Source organism: Pseudomonas sp. 2VD, from assembly GCF_005503585.1.
GTDB lineage: Bacteria > Pseudomonadota > Gammaproteobacteria > Pseudomonadales > Pseudomonadaceae > Pseudomonas > Pseudomonas aeruginosa.
The window spans coordinates 1-17,976 of sequence record NZ_SCND01000014.1; the positions used below are offsets into that span (position 1 = coordinate 1).

14 protein-coding genes and 1 pseudogene are annotated in these 17,976 nt (G+C 65.5%); 3 read left to right on the forward strand and 12 right to left on the reverse strand.

Annotated features, from left to right (window positions below; translation table 11 throughout):
• From FFS27_RS02780 to FFS27_RS02790, 3 genes are all read right to left on the reverse strand, one after another.
• On the reverse strand, positions 1-2,315 hold a 2,315-nt coding region (locus FFS27_RS02780; RefSeq protein WP_137951931.1), incomplete at its 3' end, for an FdhF/YdeP family oxidoreductase.
• A gap of 7 nt (positions 2,316-2,322) precedes the next feature.
• A complete protein-coding gene (fdhD, locus tag FFS27_RS02785) occupies positions 2,323-3,162 on the reverse strand; it encodes a formate dehydrogenase accessory sulfurtransferase FdhD (protein ID WP_023101703.1) in 840 nt (279 codons plus the stop codon).
• Between the two features lie 58 nt (positions 3,163-3,220).
• Positions 3,221-4,141 carry a LysR family transcriptional regulator gene (locus FFS27_RS02790; protein WP_003096212.1) on the reverse strand — a complete coding sequence of 307 codons (921 nt, stop codon included), beginning with the start codon at positions 4,139-4,141 and terminating at the stop codon, positions 3,221-3,223.
• 173 nt (positions 4,142-4,314) lie between these two features.
• Here FFS27_RS02790 and lysM point away from each other — a divergent pair, with 173 nt between their 5' ends.
• Positions 4,315-4,752 carry a peptidoglycan-binding protein LysM gene (gene lysM / locus FFS27_RS02795; protein WP_003096210.1) on the forward strand — a complete coding sequence of 146 codons (438 nt, stop codon included), beginning with the start codon at positions 4,315-4,317 and terminating at the stop codon, positions 4,750-4,752.
• A gap of 51 nt (positions 4,753-4,803) precedes the next feature.
• Here lysM and yrfG read toward each other — a convergent pair whose 3' ends face one another.
• Positions 4,804-5,469, reverse strand: a complete 666-nt coding sequence (yrfG, locus tag FFS27_RS02800) for a GMP/IMP nucleotidase (protein WP_003096208.1) — start codon at positions 5,467-5,469, stop codon at positions 4,804-4,806.
• A gap of 125 nt (positions 5,470-5,594) precedes the next feature.
• Between yrfG and nudE the strand changes: the two genes are divergently transcribed.
• On the forward strand, positions 5,595-6,161 hold the full coding sequence (gene nudE, locus FFS27_RS02805; protein WP_003096206.1) for an ADP compounds hydrolase NudE: 567 nt from the start codon (positions 5,595-5,597) through the stop codon (positions 6,159-6,161).
• On the forward strand, positions 6,158-6,979 hold the full coding sequence (cysQ, locus tag FFS27_RS02810) for a 3'(2'),5'-bisphosphate nucleotidase CysQ (protein ID WP_003100038.1): 822 nt from the start codon (positions 6,158-6,160) through the stop codon (positions 6,977-6,979). The genes nudE and cysQ overlap by 4 nt, the downstream gene beginning before the upstream one ends.
• A gap of 49 nt (positions 6,980-7,028) precedes the next feature.
• Here cysQ and fabY read toward each other — a convergent pair.
• From fabY to dctP, 8 genes and pseudogenes are all read right to left on the reverse strand, one after another.
• Positions 7,029-8,931: pseudogene (gene fabY / locus FFS27_RS02815) on the reverse strand (beta-ketoacyl-ACP synthase FabY).
• Positions 8,932-9,377: 446 nt separating this feature from the next.
• On the reverse strand, positions 9,378-10,310 hold the full coding sequence (arcC, locus tag FFS27_RS02820; protein ID WP_003096199.1) for a carbamate kinase: 933 nt from the start codon (positions 10,308-10,310) through the stop codon (positions 9,378-9,380).
• 60 nt (positions 10,311-10,370) lie between these two features.
• On the reverse strand, positions 10,371-11,381 hold the full coding sequence (locus FFS27_RS02825) for an ornithine carbamoyltransferase (protein WP_003096197.1): 1,011 nt from the start codon (positions 11,379-11,381) through the stop codon (positions 10,371-10,373).
• Between the two features lie 79 nt (positions 11,382-11,460).
• A complete protein-coding gene (gene arcA / locus FFS27_RS02830) occupies positions 11,461-12,717 on the reverse strand; it encodes an arginine deiminase (protein WP_003141895.1) in 1,257 nt (418 codons plus the stop codon).
• Between the two features lie 21 nt (positions 12,718-12,738).
• Positions 12,739-14,187, reverse strand: coding sequence for an arginine-ornithine antiporter (gene arcD, locus FFS27_RS02835; RefSeq protein ID WP_021263148.1), 1,449 nt, complete (start codon positions 14,185-14,187; stop codon positions 12,739-12,741).
• Positions 14,188-14,985: 798 nt separating this feature from the next.
• The gene (gene dctM, locus FFS27_RS02840) at positions 14,986-16,269 is read right to left on the reverse strand and encodes a C4-dicarboxylate TRAP transporter large permease protein DctM (protein ID WP_003096192.1); all 1,284 of its coding nucleotides are present in this window, start codon (positions 16,267-16,269) and stop codon (positions 14,986-14,988) included.
• On the reverse strand, positions 16,266-16,898 hold the full coding sequence (gene dctQ, locus FFS27_RS02845) for a C4-dicarboxylate TRAP transporter small permease protein DctQ (protein WP_003096191.1): 633 nt from the start codon (positions 16,896-16,898) through the stop codon (positions 16,266-16,268). Before dctQ ends, dctM begins: the two co-directional genes overlap by 4 nt.
• 18 nt (positions 16,899-16,916) lie before the next feature.
• Positions 16,917-17,912 (reverse strand): C4-dicarboxylate TRAP substrate-binding protein DctP, encoded by a 996-nt coding sequence (dctP, locus tag FFS27_RS02850; protein ID WP_003105525.1) that lies wholly within the window; start codon positions 17,910-17,912, stop codon positions 16,917-16,919.
• Positions 17,913-17,976 lie beyond the last annotated feature (64 nt).

A 17,976-nucleotide genomic window follows, 5' to 3' on the forward strand; every position in this document is an offset into this window, starting at 1 on the left:
ATGCGCCCGTCGCCCGTGGCCTTTTCCAGGCGTACCGCGATGAACTTCGAAGTCGGCGTATGGCTGCCGACGCCGACGCTCTCCAGCGGCACCAGGGGATTGGTTTCCGGGTAGTAGGCGGCTGCCTGGCCGGCCGGGATGTCGAAGGCGAGCAGGGTGAAGCGGCGTACCCGGCGTTCGATGCCATCGCTCCACAGCGAGACCAGGTCGACCTTGTCGCCCGGCTGGTAGCCCAGGCGGCGGATATCCGCCTCGTTGGCGAATACCACTTCGCGCTGGCCCTTCACTCCGCGATAGCGATCGTCCAGGCCGTAGATGGTGGTGTTGTACTGGTCATGGGAGCGCAGGGTCTGCAGGATCAGGTCGGGTTCGAGGCCACTGTCGCGCACCTGTGCTGGCAACAGGTCGCGGGGCAGCGGGTTGGCGACGAAGTTGGCCTTGCCGCTGGCGGTGTTCCAGCGTCGTTCGCCGGCGGCGTTGCCGAGGTAGAAGCCGCCGGGATGCCGGACGCGGCGGTTGAAGTCGGCGAAACCGGGGATGGTGTCGGCGATCAGCTCGCGGATGCGCTCGTAGTTGGCGATCAGCGCGTCCCAGTCCACCGGATGGTTGCCCAGGGTTGCCTTGGCGATGCCGGCGATGATCGCCGGTTCCGAACGCATCTGCTGCGAGAGTGGCTCCAGTTGTCCGTAGGACGCGTGGATCATGCTGAACGAGTCTTCCACCGTGACCGCCTGCGGGCCTTCGGCCTGGCGGTCGATGTCGGTGCGCCCCAGGCAGGGCAGGATCAGTGCGTCGCGGCCGGTGGTCAGGTGGCTGCGGTTGAGCTTGGTGCTGATGTGCACGGTCAGGTCGCATGACGCCAGGGCGGCGTGGGTGCGCGGACTGTCCGGGGTGGCCTGGGCGAAATTGCCGCCCAGGCCGATGAAGACCTTCGACTTGCCCGCGAGCATCGCGGCGATCGCCTCGACGGCGTTGTGCCCGTTGTGGCGTGGCACTTCGAAGCCGAAGCGCCGTTCCAGTGCGTCGAGCAGCGCCGCCGGCGGCCGCTCGTTGATGCCCATGGTGCGGTCGCCCTGCACGTTGCTGTGGCCGCGGACCGGGCAGAGACCGGCGCCCGGGCGGCCCAGGTTGCCGCGCAGGAGTTGCAGGTTGACGATTTCCTGGATGATCGCCACCGAATGATGGTGTTGGGTGATGCCCATCGCCCAGCAGACGATGACCCTGTTCGCCCGCCGGTACATCCGCGCAGCCTGTTCGATTTCCGCCAGGCTCAGCCCGGACTGGCGCTCCAGGTGTTCCCAGGGGGTGGCATCCAGTTCGGCCAGGTAGGCCTCGAGGCCGTCGGTGTGCTCGGCGATGAAGGCGTGGTCGAATACCGGCTCGCCACCCTCGGCCTGGGCGTCGCGCTCCCAGGCGAGGAGGAACTTGGCGATCCCGCGGATCGCCGCCATGTCGCCGCCCAGTGCCGGACGGAAGAACGCGGTGTTCAGCGGCGAGGAGCCGTTGGTCAGCATTTCCAGCGCATTCTGCGGATGCTGGAAGCGCTCCAGGCCGCGCTCCTTGAGAGGGTTGAAGCAGACCACCTGGGCGCCGCGCTTCACTGCTTCGCGCAGCGGCTCGAGCATGCGCGGGTGGTTGGTGCCGGGGTTCTGCCCAAGGATGAAGATCGCGTCGGCGTGTTCGAAGTCGTTGAAGGTCACGCTGCCCTTGCCGACCCCGACGCTGCGGCCCAGTGCCACGCCGCTGGCCTCGTGGCACATGTTCGAGCAGTCGGGGAAGTTGTTGGTGCCGAACGCGCGGACGAACAACTGGTAGAGGTAGGCCGCCTCGTTGCTGGCCCGCCCGGAGGTATAGAACTCCGCCTGGTCGGGGCTATCCAGGCGGCGCAGGTGCTCGGCGACCAGGGCGAAGGCGGCGTCCCAGGTGATCGGCTGGTAGTGGTCGCTGAGCGGGTCGTAGCGCATCGGTCCGGTGAGGCGGCCCTGGTATTCCAGCCAGTAGTCGCTCTGTTCGCGCAGGGCGCTGACGCTGTAACGGGCGAAGAACGCCGTGTCGACGCGGCGCTTGGTGGCTTCCCAGTTGACTGCCTTGGCACCGTTCTCGCAGAACTTCACCCGGCCGTCTTCCGGCGAGTCGCCCCAGGCGCAGCCGGGGCAGTCGAAACCGCCGTTCTGGTTGGTCTTGAGCAGGGCGCGGAGGTTCTTGAACGGCTGTTTGCTGTCCAGCCAGAAGTGCGCCACGCTGCGCAGCGCGCCCCAGCCGGCGGCAGCACCGGCGTAGGGCTTGTAGCGGGGTTGGAGAGGTTGCAGGCTCATGACGGACTCACTCGGTTGCGGCCGGCGCCGGGCTGTAGACCCGCGGGGCACTGTGATGGGGCTGGTGGATCAGGTTCAGCTGGTGGCGGCGCGCCCATTGCACGGTCAGGGCGGTTGGCGCGGAGAGGCTGACCAGGGTGCCGATCCCGGCGCGTACGGCCTTGTGGATAAGCTCCAGGCTGCAGCGGCTGGTGACCACGGCGAAGCCCTGCGCAGCGTCCAGTCCCTGTCCATGCAGGGCGCCGATCAGCTTGTCGAGGGCGTTGTGGCGGCCGATGTCCTCGCGACACAGGCGCAGCTCGCCATGCCCGTCGAAATACAGCGCGGCATGCAGGGCGCCGCTATGGCGCGCCAGTCGCTGGGCCTGCTCGATACGCTGGCGCAGGGCGCCGAGATGGGCGGCGGGAGGCAGCGCCTGCGACGACCGCTCCGGCAGTTGCGGCAGCGCCTGCTCCAGGGCTTCGACGCCGCACAGGCCGCAGCCTGACGTGCCGGCCAGTTGCCGGCGCTGGCGCTTGAGGTTCCAGAATGCGCGGCTGCTGATCTCGACCTCGGCGTGGAGGGATTCGCCCTGGCCGCTGACGCGGATTTCATAGATTTCGTCGATGGCCTGTACGAAGCCACTGCTGAGGGTGAAGCCGCGGACGAAATCCTCGATGTCCTCGGGCGAGGCCATCATCACCGCCTGGTTCAGTCCGTTGTAACTGATCGCCAGGGCACACTCGGCGGCAAGGGAGGCCTGGCCGATCTGCTGCGGCAGGTGCAGGTCGGCGTAGCGGTAAACGTCGGGAACGGCGGAAGGCGCCCAGGTATCGGCGGATACCGGGCATGCAGGCTGGCAAGGCATGGGCTGGGCCCTATCGTTCTAGGTGTGGAGCCAGCCTAGGCCTGTCGCGGAGCGGCGTCTAATCGGTTGTGCCGATACCCTGATCGACAGGGTCTATCAAGCCGGCGGGCGCCAGCCAGGTCCGGGCCTCCTCGAAGCAGGCTTCGGCCAGCGCCGAGCGCGGCTGTCCGCTGCGAATGATCAGGCCGAGCGCTGCCAGGGTATGGGCGTCCTCGATGGGGACCAGGCGCAACTCGTCGTCGACTTCGCTGCCCAACGGCATGATCGCGCAGCACAAGCCACGCTGCACCGCCTGCAGCAGTTGCTGCACCGAGTCGGTTTCCAGGCGCGCGATGGGGCTCAGCCCGCGGCTGCGGAAGTTGTGGTCGATGGATTGGCGGAAGTGCATGCCCGCCGAGAGCAGGCCCAGCGGCAGGCCAGCCAGCGCATCCCAGTTCAGCAGCGCGGCGTCGAGCGGGAAATGGCTGGGGTGATGGAGCAGGCCCATGCGGGTCTCCGCCAGTTCGATGCCCTCGAAATGGCTGCGGTCCAGACGGTCCAGATAAGAGACGCCGAGATCGAACTGGTTGCGCGCCAGGCCTTCGAGTACTTGTTCCGAACTCAGGGAATAGAGCTGGAAACGCAACTCCGGGTGGCGCCCGGCCATGTGCTGGACCAGGCGCATCGGGTCGAAGCTGGCCAGCGGCACCACGCCCAGGCGCAGGGTCCCGACCAGTTGCCCGCGGCAGGCGGCGGCTTCCGCGTACAGCCCTTCCTGGGCCGCCAGCAGGCTGCGTGCCCAGGCCAGTACGCGCTCGCCGGCCTCGGTGAAGCCTTCGAAGCGTTGGCTGCGTCGCACCAGTTCTAGGCCGAGTTCTTCTTCCAGGCTGCGCAGGCGCATGGACAGGGTCGGCTGGGTGACGTGGCAGCGTGCGGCGGCCTGGCCGAAGTGGCGGGTTTCGTCGAGGGCGCAGAGGAATTTCAGTTGCTTGATGTCCATCGGCGCTTCCGTGGCGGGGGTGTCGCCGAATCTTAACGCGAATGGGCGCAGTGTTATGGGGTGGCGAAGGAGGCTAGGGATATTTCGCCGGTTTTTGCAGTCTAGACTTGGCTAGTCGCGGATCGGGATTGCGCCGGCCGCTTGCAACCGTAACCGTAAAGGGAGAACCAAAGATGGGTATTTTCGCGTTCGTGAAGGAAGCCGGTGAAAAGCTGTGGGATACGCTGACGGGGCATGAGGCACAGGCGGCCGAGTCGCTGAAGGAGCACGTCGCCAAGGTCGGCCTGGGCAACCCGAACATCCAGGTTTCGGTGGAAGGCGACAAGGTCATCGCCTCGGGCGAGGTGGCCAGCCAGGAGGAGAAAGAGAAGATCCTGCTGGCGCTGGGCAACGTCGCCGGCGTCTCCTCGGTGGAAGACAAGATCACCGTGGCCCAGGCCGCTCCGGAGGCGCGCTTCGTCACCGTGAAGAAAGGCGACACCCTGAGCGCCATCGCCAAGGCCGAATACGGCAATGCCAACGCCTACATGAAGATCTTCGAGGCCAACAAGCCGATGCTCAGCCATCCGGACAAGATCTACCCCGGCCAGGTCCTGCGCATTCCCGAGTGATCCCGGCGTTTCGCCAACCCCGCCCGCGTGGCGGGGTTTTCGTTTCCGCGGCTACGGCAGTCCTTCGAGCAGCCGCCGGTAGTCCTCCTGGGCAGCGAACTCCTCGGTGTCCCGGACCTGACCACGGCTGTCCGGGTGGCGTACCGCCAACAGGTGGGCGACACCATAGGCGCGGGCGCTGCGCAGGATCGGCAGGCTGTCGTCGATGAACAGGCTGCGCTGCGGGTCGAAGCCGAAATCGGCTTGCAGGGCGCTCCAGAAGCGCGCGTCCTCCTTCGGGTAGCCGTAGTCGTGGGAGCTGATCAGTCGGTCGAAATAGGGCGCCAGTTCGATCCGTTCCAGCTTCAGCGACAGCGAGTCGCGGTGCGCGTTGGTGATCAGCGCCACGCGCTTGCCGGCCCGGCGCAGGGCGGCGAGGAAGGTATCGGCGTGCGGACGCAGCGAGATCAGGTGCGCCACCTCATGCTTGAGTTCGCGGATCGACAGGTCCAGTTCCCGGCTCCAGAAATCCAGGCAGTACCAGTTGAGCTGGCCGGCGTGTTCGCGGAACAGCGGCTCGAGCACGGCGTCGGCTTCGGCGCGACTCAGGCCGTTGCGTTCGGCATAGCGCTGGGGCAGGTGTTCCAGCCAGAAGTGGTTGTCGAAGTGCAGGTCGAGCAGGGTGCCGTCCATGTCGAGCAGCACGGTGTCGATGGCGGACCAGGGCAGGGTGGGCATGGTGGCTCTTGTCGCGGTTCGTCGCGATCGATGCGGAAATCTGTCGCTTCCCATCAATCTCCGACAGGGATAATCGGAAAAGCCGGGGTATGATAACCCGCCGGCTTCGCCAAGGAGTTATCCACATGCGTCAGAAACCCACCGTACTCGCCAGCGAGATCGTCGCGAAGAGCCGACTGTTCGCTGTCGAGGAGTTGCAACTGCGCTTCAGCAATGGCGTCGAGCGCACCTACGAGCGTCTGGTCGGCAAGGGCCAGGGCTACGGTGCGGTGATGGTGGTGGCCATGCTCGATGCCGAGCACGCGGTGCTGGTGGAGGAATATTGCGCCGGGGTCGACGAATACCAGTTGTCGCTGCCCAAGGGCCTGGTCGAGCCGGGCGAGGACATCCTCGCGGCGGCCAACCGCGAACTCAAGGAGGAAGCGGGCTACGGGGCCCGGCAACTGGAGCACATCACCGAACTGTCGCTGTCGCCGGGCTACATGAGCCAGCGCATCCAGGTGGTGCTGGCGCGCGATCTCTACGAGGAGCGCCTGCCGGGCGACGAGCCGGAGCCGATGGGCGTCGATCGCATCAGCCTGCGCGAACTCTCGAGCCTGGCCCAGCACGCCCAGTTCAGCGAAGGCCGCGCCCTGGCCGCGCTGTACCTGGTGCGCGACCTGCTCACCCAGCGCGGCGAGTACCAGGCATGAGGCCGGTGCCCTGGGGCGAATTGGTGGCGCTGGTGCGGCGCGCCGGCGAGGCGATCCTGCCGCACTGGCGCGCCGACGTGGCGGTGCGCTCGAAGGCCGACGAATCGCCGGTGACTGCCGCCGACCTGGCCGCGCACCATATATTGGAGGCGGGATTGCGGGCGCTGGCGCCGGACATTCCGGTGCTTTCCGAAGAGGATTGCGAGATACCGCTGAGCGAGCGCGGCCACTGGCGGCGCTGGTGGCTGGTGGACCCGCTGGACGGCACCAAGGAGTTCATCTCCGGTAGCGAGGAGTTCACCGTCAACGTGGCCCTGGTCGAGGATGGCCGGGTGCTGTTCGGCCTGGTCGGCGTGCCGGTGAGCGGCCGCTGCTACTACGGTGGCGCCGGTCTCGGTGCCTGGCGCGAGGAGGCCGATGGCCGCGCGCAACCGATCAGTGTGCGCCTGGAGCCCGAGGAGGCCTTCACCGTGGTGGCCAGCAAGCGCCACGGCAGCCCGGCCCAGGAGCGCCTGCTGGATGGCTTGAGCGAGCGCTTCGGCGACCTGCGGCGAGCCAGCATCGGCAGTTCGCTGAAGTTCTGCCTGCTGGCCGAGGGCGCTGCCGACTGCTATCCGCGCCTGACGCCAACCTCGCAATGGGACACGGCCGCCGCCCAGGGTGTGCTGGAAGGCGCCGGCGGCGAGGTGCTCGACCTGCATGGCGCGCCATTCACCTACGAGCCGCGCGAGGACTACCTCAACGGCTCATTCCTGGCCCTGCCGCGCGCTGCCGAGTGGCGCAGCGAGCTGATCCAACTGGCGCGCGCGCTGCACTGAAACGAAAAGGCCCGGTCTTCTAGCCGGGCCTTTGCCGTTGTGGCGGCGCTCAGTCGAGCATGTCGCTGAAACGCGCGTCCTTCTTGTATACCAGCGGCTGGCTGAAGCCGGGCACCGTCACCTGTTCGGCGCTGACCTCGATGGCGTGCTCGTCGATCAGGTCCTGGCCGAAGTTGTAGATGATCTCCAGGTCGCCCTGCAGCGCGCGCTGGTCGTAGGCGCGGGCGGCGGCGCGGGTCTGCTCGCGCTTCTCGACGTAGGCGGCGAAGGCCGCTTGGCCATGGCGCTTGCGCAGCATCTTCTCGGCGATTCGCGGCGACAGCACCACGCCGCTGGCGTTGTTGCCGCCGAAGCCCTTGGAGTTGATGAAGCACACCTCCAGCGGCTTGTCCTGGCGCATGTCGCGATTGGAGATGCTCAGGCGCTGCTGGTGGACGTCGTCGGCGACCTTGTCGATGGTCTTGATCCCAGGGAGGATGCCGTACTTGAACGTGCCCAGGGCGGAAATCAGTTGATCGGCGCTGGCGGTGGCCAGGGAGTGGCCGACGTAGGCCTTCACCGCGGTGACCGGCCAGCCGTCGATGCCGAAGGCGCTGGCCACGCGGTCGAGGATTTCCGATTCGGTGACCCGGTTGGCCGGCGTGCTGGAGCCGTGGGCGTGGACGAAGCTGGCGTGGCGCACGGTGTCCAGGCCGACGATCTGCACCGCGCTGGCCACCGCCTTGGCTACCGTCAGGTAGTTGCCCGGGCCGGGGGCGGAGATGGACTTCTTGAAACCGTCGGCGTTGATGAACACGTCGGTTACCGCGCCGTGGATATCCGCGCCCAGACGCAGGGCCAGTTCGTCGTCCATCAGCACTACGTACTGGCTGGACTCGGCCAGGGTGAAGCCGCAGTTCTCGCCGAACGGCCGGCTGGCGCGGCGGAAGTCCACGTCGTCGCGGCCTTCTATCAGGCGCAGGCCTTCTTCGGTGGCCAGTGCGCCCATGGCGCTGTAGCCCTCGATGCACTCCGGCAGGATCGGCGCCTCGCTGTTGCCGACGATGACCACCCGGGCCTGGCCGCTGGTGATGACGTCGATACCCTTCTGCAGTGTAGAGGAAGGTGGCGCAGGCGCCTGTGATGCTGCCGGTCATGCCGACGCTGCCGAGCACGTAGGCATTGATGAAATCGGTGGGCATGCTGTTGAAGCCCAGCGGCAGTTGCTTGGCCGAGACCCGGTGGCCCTTCAGGCGGGATTGCATCAGGCCGCCGAAACCGTTGTCGTCGAGCTGGCTCATGATGCTGCCGGAGAACACCGCGATCTCGTCGGGCTGGACGTTGTCGACGATGGTCTTCCAGTCGATGCCGGTGGAGCGGATCGCGTCGGTCGCGGCGACCACCGACATCTGCAGGCCGCGCGGGTGGAAGCGCGAGTTGTACAGCTCGCCCGGTTCGAAACCGGTGGGCAGCTGGCCAGCGGACTTCACCGTCAGCGCACGGTAGCTGTCGACCTTGAACTCGCAGCGCTCGTGGATGCTCACCAGTACCTCGCCATCCTCCGCGGGAGCGATCGACCAGTTGGCCGGCAGCGGCTCGGGCAGTTGCTTGGGCGAGGCCTTGAAGGTCAGCGCCTGGCCTTCGGCAGGGGACAGCTCGAGGACCTTGTGCCAGTGGACTGCATCCGGGTCGAGGTACTGCGGTTCGATGCGTCGCACCAGGGTAGAGGCGAAGATGCGTTCGGCGTAGCGCCGCTCGATGTCCTCCGGGGACAGCGGCGTGCCGTCTTCGGCCAGGTAGCGGCCGCCTTCGGCCTTGACCAGTTTCATCATGACCGCCAGGCCGGCTAGGGTTTCCTGGCGCGCCTGCGGGTCCATCGATTCGATGACCATGCGACGGAAGCCGTGGTGGAAGGAACTACGGCCTGCTGCGTTGTAGCCACCGAAACCAACAATGACCGGTAGTCGAGACATCACTCAGAAACTCCTTCGAATAGTCGTTCGCGTGCCGGGCTGCTGCCTGGTCCGGAGCGGGAAGCGCGTGGCGGCGATGGCGGCCTTTCCCGTCGGCGAGGCGAGCTTCACGGACCCGGGCACGAGCCAGTGGCCGTTGAAATGATCAGGGTGACTATGCTGACGTGAATCATGACTATCGAGTCACGTATTTTCCTACTGAATACCGCGTTGCGTGGGCTTTCCACAAGTGCTGGCGGTCTGCCGTGGGGGGATTGACGCCCATGGCCGGGCTGTTGGCAGAGGTGGTGCGTGGGCGAGTGTTGCGGGACTTGCTTGAAAGTCCGCGCAGAGGCGCGGCGCCGGGGCGTCCGCGGAGGCGGCGGATGACGCGTGGCGCTATCCGCCCTACGCCCGATGCCGGCGGAGGAGAATGAAGAAGGGCCGCGAAGCGGCCCTGGGGGGCATCAGCGGTACTCGATGCCCGCCTTGCGCGTGCTGACTCGCGTTCCCGCCTTGCCCTCGGTGATCGCGACGATGTCCGCGAGCGAACCGATCACCGCGTCCTTGCCGGTGGCGCGGGCGAACTCGATGGCGGCCTGGACCTTCGGTCCCATGGAGCCGGCGGCGAAGCCGAGGCGCTCCAGTTCGTCCGGGTGGGCCTGGGCGATGGCCTTCTGGGTCGGCTTGCCCCAGTCGACGTAGGCCGCGTCGACGTCGGTGGCGATGATCAGGATGTCGGCCACCAGCTCCTGGGCCAGCAGCGAGGAGCAGAGGTCCTTGTCGATCACCGCCTCGACGCCGCTGAGCTTCTTCCCGGCCTCGTCGTACATGGTCGGGATACCGCCGCCGCCAGCGCAGATGACGATGGTGCCTTTCTCCAGCAGCCACTTCACCGGGCGGATCTCGAAGATCCGCTTCGGCCGCGGGCTGGGCACCACGCGGCGGAACTTGTCGCCGTCCGGGGCGATGCTCCAGCCCTTCTCGGCGGCCAGGCGCTCGGCTTCTTCCCTGGAGTAGACCGGGCCGATCGGCTTGGTCGGGTTCTGGAACGCCGGATCCTTACCGTCCACCTCGACCTGGGTGAGGATGGTGGCGAACGGCACTTCGAACGGCAGCAGGTTGCCCATCTCCTGTTCGATCATGTAGCCGATCATGCCCTCGGTTTCCGCGCCGAGGACGTCCAGCGGGTAGGGCGAGACCTGGTCGTAGGCGGCCCCCTGGAGGGCCAGCAGGCCGACCTGGGGGCCGTTGCCGTGGGCGATCACCAGCTCGTTGCCGGGCGCCACCTTGGCGATCTGTTCGGCGGCGATCCGCACGTTTTCCCGCTGGTTGTCCGCGGTCATGGGTTCGCCACGGCGTAGCAGGGCATTACCGCCCAATGCGACGACGATACGCATATAGGTTACCTCCGGAAGGCGGCTGCGCCCGGCCGCGTGGGCCGGGGCGCAGGAGCGCGGTCAGATGTCGGCGAGGGTCGAGACGAGGATCGCCTTGATGGTGTGCATGCGGTTCTCGGCCTGCTCGAAGGCGATGTTGTAGGGCGACTCGAAGACGTCCTCGGTCACCTCGATGCCGTTGGCCAGGTTCGGATACTGCTCGGCGATCTGCTTGCCGACCTTGGTCTCGCTGTTGTGGAACGCCGGCAGGCAGTGCATGAACTTGGCCCGCGGGTTGCCGGTGGCCTTCATGATCTCCATGTTGACCTGGTAGGGCAGCAGTTCCTTGATCCGCTCGCCCCAGGCTTCCACCGGCTCGCCCATCGACACCCAGACGTCGGTGTGGACGAAGTCCACGCCCTTCACGGCTTCCTTCGGATCCTCGGTGAGGGTCAGCTTGGCGCCGCTTTCCTCGGCGAATTTCTTGCACTGGGCGACGAACTCGTCGTGCGGCCAGAGCGCCTTCGGTGCGGCGATGCGTACGTCCATGCCGAGCTTGGCGCCGATCAGCAGCAGGGAGTTGCCCATGTTGTTGCGCGCGTCGCCCAGGTAGGCGTAGCTGATGTCGTGCAGCGGCTTGTCGCTGTGCTCGCGCATGGTCAGCACGTCGGCGAGCATCTGGGTCGGGTGGTATTCGTCGGTCAGGCCGTTGAACACCGGAACGCCGGCGAACTTCGCGAGTTCCTCGACGATTTCCTGCTTGAAGCCGCGGTACTCGATGGCGTCGTACATCCGGCCGAGGACCCGCGCGGTGTCCTTCATGCTCTCCTTGTGGCCGATCTGCGAGGAGTTCGGGTCGATGTAGGTGACGTTGGCGCCCTGGTCGTAGGCGGCCACCTCGAAGGCGCAGCGGGTGCGGGTGGAGGTCTTCTCGAAGATCAGGGCGATGTTCTTGCGTTGCAGGTGCTGCTGCTCGGTGCCGGTGTACTTGGCGCGCTTGAGATCGCGGGACAGGTCGAGCAGGTAACGCAGCTCGCGGGTGCTGTGGTGCATCAGGCTGAGCAGGTTACGGTTGTGCATGTTGAAAGCCATGATTGATCTCCTTGTGGGAAGTCGGTGGGCGGCGCCCCTCCTGGGGACGCCGCCGTTCAGCTCGAGAGAGGGTTGTCTGTCAGTAGTCGATCGGGTCGCGGATGATCGGGCAGGTCATGCAGTGGCCGCCGCCGCGACCGCGACCCAGTTCGCTGGCGCTGATGGTGATGACCTCGACGCCGGCCTTGCGCAGCAGGGTGTTGGTGTAGGTGTTGCGGTCGTAGCCGACTACCACGCCCGGCTCCAGGCAGACCACGTTGTTACCGTCGTCCCATTGCTCGCGCTCGGCGGCGAAGCTGTTGCCGCCGGTCTCGACCACGCGCAGTTTCTTCAGGCCGAGGGATTCGGCGACCACTTCGAGGAAGGTTTTCTCCTCGCGACGGATGTTCATGCCGTAGGGGCTGCTCGGATCGGGGCGCAGGCTGAAGGGCACGATTTCCTTGACCACTTCCGGGAAGACCGTGACCAGGTCGCGGTCGCAGAAGCTGAACACGGTGTCCAGGTGCATCGCGGCGCGGGACTTCGGCAGGCCGGCGACGATCACCCGCTCGGCGGCGCCCTTGGCGAACAGCGACTGGGCGACCTGACCGATGGCCTGGCGCGAGGAGCGCTCGCCCATGCCGATCAGGACCACGCCGTTACCGATTGGCATCACGTCGCCGCCTTCCAGGGTCGAGGAGCCGTGGTCCTTGTCCGGGTCGCCGTACCAGATCTCGAATTCGGCGTTGGCGAACTCGGGGTGGAACTTGTAGATGGCGGTGGTCAGCAGGGTTTCCTGTCGTCGCGCCGGCCAGTACATCGGGTTCAGGGTCACGCCGCCGTAGATCCAGCACGTGGTGTCGCGGGTGAACTGGGTGTTCGGCAACGGCGGCAGCAGGAAGCTGGAATGGCCCAGGTACTCGCGGTACATCTTGAGGATGTTGGCGCCTTCGCTGGCGGGCAGGTCGTCAGCGGCGACGCCGCCGATCAGGTACTCGGCCAGCTTGCGCGGCTCCAGGCTCTCCAGCCAGGAGCGCAGCTCGCTGGTCAGGCCCAGGCCGACGCTGTCGGCGGTGATCTTGCGATCGAGGATCCACTTCAGCGCTTCCGGGTTCTGAATGGTCTCGGTCAGCAGGTTGTGCATCTCGAGGACGTCGATGCCGCGCTCGCGCATCTTGGTGACGAAGTCGAAGTGGTCGCGCTTGGCCTGGTTCACCCAGATCACGTCGTCGAACAGCAACTCGTCGCAGTTGCTCGGGGTCAGGCGCTGGTGGGCGAGTCCGGGCGAGCAGACCATCACTTTGCGCAGTTTGCCGGCTTCGGAGTGGACGCCAAGTTTGGTTTTTTCCGTGCTCATTTCACGTCTCCAGTGGAGTAATCAGAGGGTGAGGAAACCGTCGTAGAGGCCGTAGGCAGCCACCAGGGCGCCAATGACGACTGCGGCGAAGATCAGTTTTTCGATTCCGGTGAAGATCGGCTGGCCGACCTCGTGCTTGGCCTTGGCGAAGAGGATCGCGCCGGGCGCATACAGCAGGGCGGACAGCAGCAGGTACTTCAGGCCACCGGCGTAGAGCAGCCAGACCGCGTAGACCACAGCGATGCCGGCGATGACCAGGTCCTTGCTGCGTTCGCGGGCATCGTTCTCGTAGGTCTCGCCCTTCAGGGTCAACAGCAGGCCATAGGCGGCGGACCAGAAGTACGGAATTAGGATCATCGAGGTAGCCAGGAGCAGCATCTTGGTGTACGGGTCCATGCCGTCCGGGTCGCCCGAGGTGAAGAACACCACCACCAGGAACACCTGTACGCAGATGTTGGTCAGCCACAGGGCGTTGGCCGGCACCTGGTTGGCGTTCTCGCGGCGCAGGAACTCCGGCATGGTGTGGTCCTTGGCCGCGGCGAACATGATCTCGGCGCACAGCAGCACCCAGGAGAGCAGCGCGCCCAGCAGCGAGATCAGCAGGCCGACGCTGATCAGCACGGCGCCCCAGTGGCCGACCACATGCTCGAGTACCAGCGCCATCGACGGGTTCTGCAGCTTGGCCAGTTCCGGCTGGGTCATCACGCCCATGGACAGCACGTTGACCAGCACCAGCAGGAGCAGGACGGTGATGAAGCCGATCACGGTGGCCTTGCCGACGTCGGAACGTTTTTCCGCGCGGGAGGAGAAGATGCTCGCGCCCTCGATGCCGATGAACACCCAGACGGTGACCAGCATCATGTTGCGCACCTGGTTCATCACGCTGCCCAGGTCCGGGTTGCTCTTGCCCCAGATGTCGGCGGTGAAGATGTCCAGCTTGAAGGCGAACAGGCAGATCAGGATGAACAGGAATAGCGGCACGATCTTGGCCACGGTGGTGACGGTGTTGATGAACGCCGCTTCCTTGATCCCGCGCAGCACCAGGAAGTGCAGGGCCCAGAGCAGGACCGAGGCGCAGACGATCGCGGCGACGGTGTCGCCCTTGCCGAAGATCGGGAAGAAGTAGCCGAGGGTGCTGAACAACAGGACGAAGTAGCCGACGTTGCCCAGCCAGGCGCTGATCCAGTAGCCCCAGGCCGAGGAGAAACCCATGTAGTCGCCGAAGCCGGCCTTGGCGTAGGCGTACACGCCGCCGTCGAGTTCGGGCTTGCGGTTGGCGAGGGTCTGGAAGACGAAAGCGAGGGTGAGCATACCGACGGCGGTGATCGCCCATCCGATCAGGACGGCGCCGACGTCGGCGCTGGCTGCCATGTTTTGCGGAAGGGAGAAGATGCCCCCTCCGATCATCGAGCCGACAACCAGAGCCGTTAGCGCTCCTAGTCGGAGTTTTTGGCTGGATTCTTGGGCCATTTTCGGAATCTCCCTATAGGAATTGAGAGTGAAGCCATTAGGCGGCAGCGGCTATTGTTGAATGCTGATCCACGTCAATAGCTTCCTACTCAAAGTAATTAGATGACGCATTCCTGTAAGTTGCGAGTGCCAAAGATAGAAGAGGAATCTAAGACCTGCCCGGAATAGGGCGGTTTTTTCATGTGATAGGGGAAGTCTTGCCATCCGCTACGGGGAAAGCTTGAAATTGCTCGAAATCGGGCTATAAGCCGCGGATCAAGCCGGATCGTTGATGCCGATCAATGAATTTCGCGAGACGGTATTCTGACTTTTGGAGGGGGGCTCGCCAGCTTGTTGGCGGTCCGCCGAAAAACCGCCACGGTTTGCCAGAGAAGTGTTTCAGTATTTCGGTGTAGGTGCTTTTTTATTTATAAGTAAAAATAATTTTCCGCTCTCATCAAAGAACGAAAAAGCACAAGGAAAGAAATGAAGAAGCCCGGCGTTCGCCGGGCTTCTTCATTTGGACTTCAGGGTATGAAGACCGCTGGGGGGACGGGATCGCCGCCCACCCGCCGCGCGTGCTGGCGCACGTCGGCACAGGGGGAAGGGGCCGCCATCCGGTTCGTGGCCGAAGGGCGCGGTTCGCCGGGCGAACCGAAAGCCGGTGCCAGGGGCACTGCGAGCGATTGAGCAAGCGGCGTGCCAGCCATCGACAGGTGGCCCGGCCCGTCAACTGCGGGACACGGGCCTGCGGCATGAGCGGATTTTTGCCGAAGGCCCGAGCGCAGGGCGGGGTTTTCCGCCGTCGTTACCGTTCCGTCAGCTCATCCCCAGCCAGTTCGGCAATGCCATGGATACCGCCGGGATGTAGGTCACGATGATCAGGAACACCAGCAGGATCATCAGCCACGGCAGCGCCGCGCGGATGGTCGCGCCCAGCGGCATGCCGGTGACCGCCGAGGTGACGAACAGGTTGAGGCCGACCGGCGGGGTGATCAGGCCGATCTCCATGTTCACCACCATGATGATGCCGAGGTGGATCGGATCGATACCCAGCTCCATGGCGATGGGGAAGAAGATCGGTGCCAGGATCAGGATGATCGCCGAGGGCTCCATGAAGTTGCCGGCGATCAGCAGCACGATGTTCACCACCAGCAGGAACATCCACGGCGACAGCCCGAGGTCGGTGACCCAGGCGGCGATACTCTGCGGAATCTGCTCGGTGGTCAGCACATGGGCGAAGAGCATGGCGTTGGCGATGATGAACATCAGCATGATGGTCAGCTTGCCGGACTCCAGCAGCACCTTCGGGCACTCTTTCAGGCGCATGTCCTTGTACACGAACAGCGCCACGAACGCCGAGTACACGGCCGCGACGGCGGCAGCCTCGGTTGGGGTGAAGGCGCCCGAATAGATGCCGCCGAGAATGATCACCATCAGCAGCAGGCCCCAGAGCGCCTTGCGCGCGCTGGCGATCCATTCGCGAAGGCTGACTCTCGGCATGGCTGGCAGCTTCTTGACCCGGGCGACGATGTAGATCACCACCATCAGGATCAGGCCCAGCAATAGTCCGGGGACCACGCCGGCCATGAACAGCTTGCCGACCGAGGTTTCGGTCGCCGCGGCATAGACCACCATGACGATCGACGGTGGGATGAGGATGCCCAGGGTGCCGGCGTTGCAGACGATCCCGGCGCCGAACGCCTGTGGGTAGCCCGAACGGACCATGCCGGCGATGGCGATCGAGCCGACCGCCGCCACCGTCGCCGGCGAGGAACCGGACAGCGCGGCGAAGAGCATGCAGGCGAGCACCGCGGCGATCGCAAGGCCGCCGCGAATATGCCCGACGCAGGCGTTGGCGAAGTCGATCAGGCGCCGCGCCACCCCGCCGGTGGTCATGAACGCGCCGGAGAGCAGGAAGAACGGGATCGCCAGCAGGGTGTAGTGCTCGGAGGTCTCGAACAGCTTGATCGCCAGCGAGCGTACCGAGTCCGGGCTGAACAGGAGGATCGTCAGCGCACCGGAGAGCCCCAGGGAGACGGCGATCGGCACGCCGATGAACATCAGCAGGAACAGCAGCAGGAAGAGGAACAGGATGGTCATGCTTTCGGCTCCTCGTGCTCGGTCAGCTTCAGCGCGTCGGCGGCCTCGTCGGCCAGGCCCAGGCCGGTCTGACGGTTGCGCAGGATGCGCACGAGGATCTCGGCGAAACGGATGAACACCAGGGCGAAACCGACCGGCACGATCAGGCCGATGTGCCATTGGCGGATGCCGAAGTGGTCGAGGTCCTCGGCGCCGATGCCGGCGATGAACAGGGTCTTCACCCAGTCGTAGCTGGCCACGCAGAGCAGGCCGGCGTAGCCGAGGCAGGCCAGGCAGGCGATCACGCCGAGGACCCGCTGTACCGGCCGCGAAGCCAGCTTCACCAGCACGTCCACGCCGAGGTGCCCGGCGGTGCGTACGCCGTAGGCGATGCCGAGGAAGATCAGCCAGGCGAACAGGGCCTTGGTCAGGGCGTTGCTCCAGGTCATCTCCTGGGCCAGGCTGAGGATGGCGTCGCCGATGGCGAGCAGCGTCTCGTTGCCGCCCTCCCAGAGGTCGGCGAGATCGTAGAACAGCGTGTAGAGGTTATTGAGGACTACATAAACGAAGGTAACCAGCGTCATGGCGGCGAGGAGGAAGGCGATCAGGCCTTCCTCCAGGCGCGCCCAGACGCGCGCGAGCGCGTGCATGGGCTTTCCCTCTTCTTCTTATTGAGCCTGGTTGGCGGCTTCGGCGGCCTTGATCAGGTCGGCGCCGATCTCACCTTCGAACTTCTTCCACACCGGCTGCATGGCCTTGCGCCATTCGGCCCGCTGTTCGGGAGTGAGTTCGATGATCTCGCTGGTCTTGGCCTCGACGATGCGCTGCTTGTCGCCCTGGTTGAGCGCCTCGGCCTGCTTGTTCACCTCCACGGTCACCTCGTCCATGGTCTTGGCCAGAACGCCGCGCACGTCTTCCGGCAGGCCGTTCCAGAACTTGGTGTTGGTGATCACCATGTAGTCCAGCACGCCGTGGTCGGATTCGGTGATGTACTTCTGCACTTCGTGCATCTTCTGCGAGTAGATGTTCGACCAGGGGTTCTCGGTACCGTTGACCACGCCGGTCTGCAGGCCCTGGTAGACCTCGGCGAAGCTCATCTTGCGCGGGTTGGCGCGCACCGCCTTGAACTGTTCCTCGAGCACCTTGGAGGCCTGCACGCGGAACTTCAGGCCGCGGGCGTCCTTCGGCTCGCGCAGGGGCTTGTTGGCGGACAGTTGCTTCATCCCGTTGTGCCAGTAGCCGAGGCCGGTGATGCCCTTGTCCTGCATCGAGGTCAGCAGCTCCTTGCCCTGCGGGCTCTGCTGGAAGCGGTCGACCGCCTGGATGTTGTCGAACAGGAACGGCAGGTCGAAGATCTGCAGTTTCTTGGTGTACTGCTCGAACTTGGCCAGCGACGGCGCGATGATCTGCACGTCGCCCAGCAGCAGGGCTTCCATCTCCTTGCCGTCGCCGAACAGCGACGAGTTCGGGTAGACCTCCACCTTGACCTTGCCCGGCAGGCGTTCCTCCACCAGTTTCTTGAACAGCAGCGCGCCCTGGCCCTTGGGCGTGTGCTCGGCGACGACGTGGGAGAACTTGATGACGATCGGGTCGGCCGCCTGGACGATTCCGGCGACGGTCAGGGAAAGTGCGCAGACGAGCGCCTTCGCGGTGTGCTTGAGCATGAGACTTCCTCTTTGTTCTTGTCTGTCTTTTATGAAGAGGACGGGTGTCCTCTCGGCGTGGCCG

What these genes read in the sequence shown, in the direction of transcription:
- fdhD (WP_023101703.1), bottom strand. Translation starts at nt 3,162, where the DNA reads ATGCCTTGCCAGCCTGCATGCCCGGTATCCGCCGATACCTGGGCGCCT.
- FFS27_RS02790 (WP_003096212.1), bottom strand. Translation starts at nt 4,141, where the DNA reads ATGGACATCAAGCAACTGAAATTCCTCTGCGCCCTCGACGAAACCCGC.
- lysM (WP_003096210.1), top strand. Translation starts at nt 4,315, where the DNA reads ATGGGTATTTTCGCGTTCGTGAAGGAAGCCGGTGAAAAGCTGTGGGAT.
- yrfG (WP_003096208.1), bottom strand. Translation starts at nt 5,469, where the DNA reads ATGCCCACCCTGCCCTGGTCCGCCATCGACACCGTGCTGCTCGACATG.
- nudE (WP_003096206.1), top strand. Translation starts at nt 5,595, where the DNA reads ATGCGTCAGAAACCCACCGTACTCGCCAGCGAGATCGTCGCGAAGAGC.
- cysQ (WP_003100038.1), top strand. Translation starts at nt 6,158, where the DNA reads ATGAGGCCGGTGCCCTGGGGCGAATTGGTGGCGCTGGTGCGGCGCGCC.
- arcC (WP_003096199.1), bottom strand. Translation starts at nt 10,310, where the DNA reads ATGCGTATCGTCGTCGCATTGGGCGGTAATGCCCTGCTACGCCGTGGC.
- FFS27_RS02825 (WP_003096197.1), bottom strand. Translation starts at nt 11,381, where the DNA reads ATGGCTTTCAACATGCACAACCGTAACCTGCTCAGCCTGATGCACCAC.
- arcA (WP_003141895.1), bottom strand. Translation starts at nt 12,717, where the DNA reads ATGAGCACGGAAAAAACCAAACTTGGCGTCCACTCCGAAGCCGGCAAA.
- arcD (WP_021263148.1), bottom strand. Translation starts at nt 14,187, where the DNA reads ATGGCCCAAGAATCCAGCCAAAAACTCCGACTAGGAGCGCTAACGGCT.
- dctM (WP_003096192.1), bottom strand. Translation starts at nt 16,269, where the DNA reads ATGACCATCCTGTTCCTCTTCCTGCTGCTGTTCCTGCTGATGTTCATC.
- dctQ (WP_003096191.1), bottom strand. Translation starts at nt 16,898, where the DNA reads ATGCACGCGCTCGCGCGCGTCTGGGCGCGCCTGGAGGAAGGCCTGATC.
- dctP (WP_003105525.1), bottom strand. Translation starts at nt 17,912, where the DNA reads ATGCTCAAGCACACCGCGAAGGCGCTCGTCTGCGCACTTTCCCTGACC.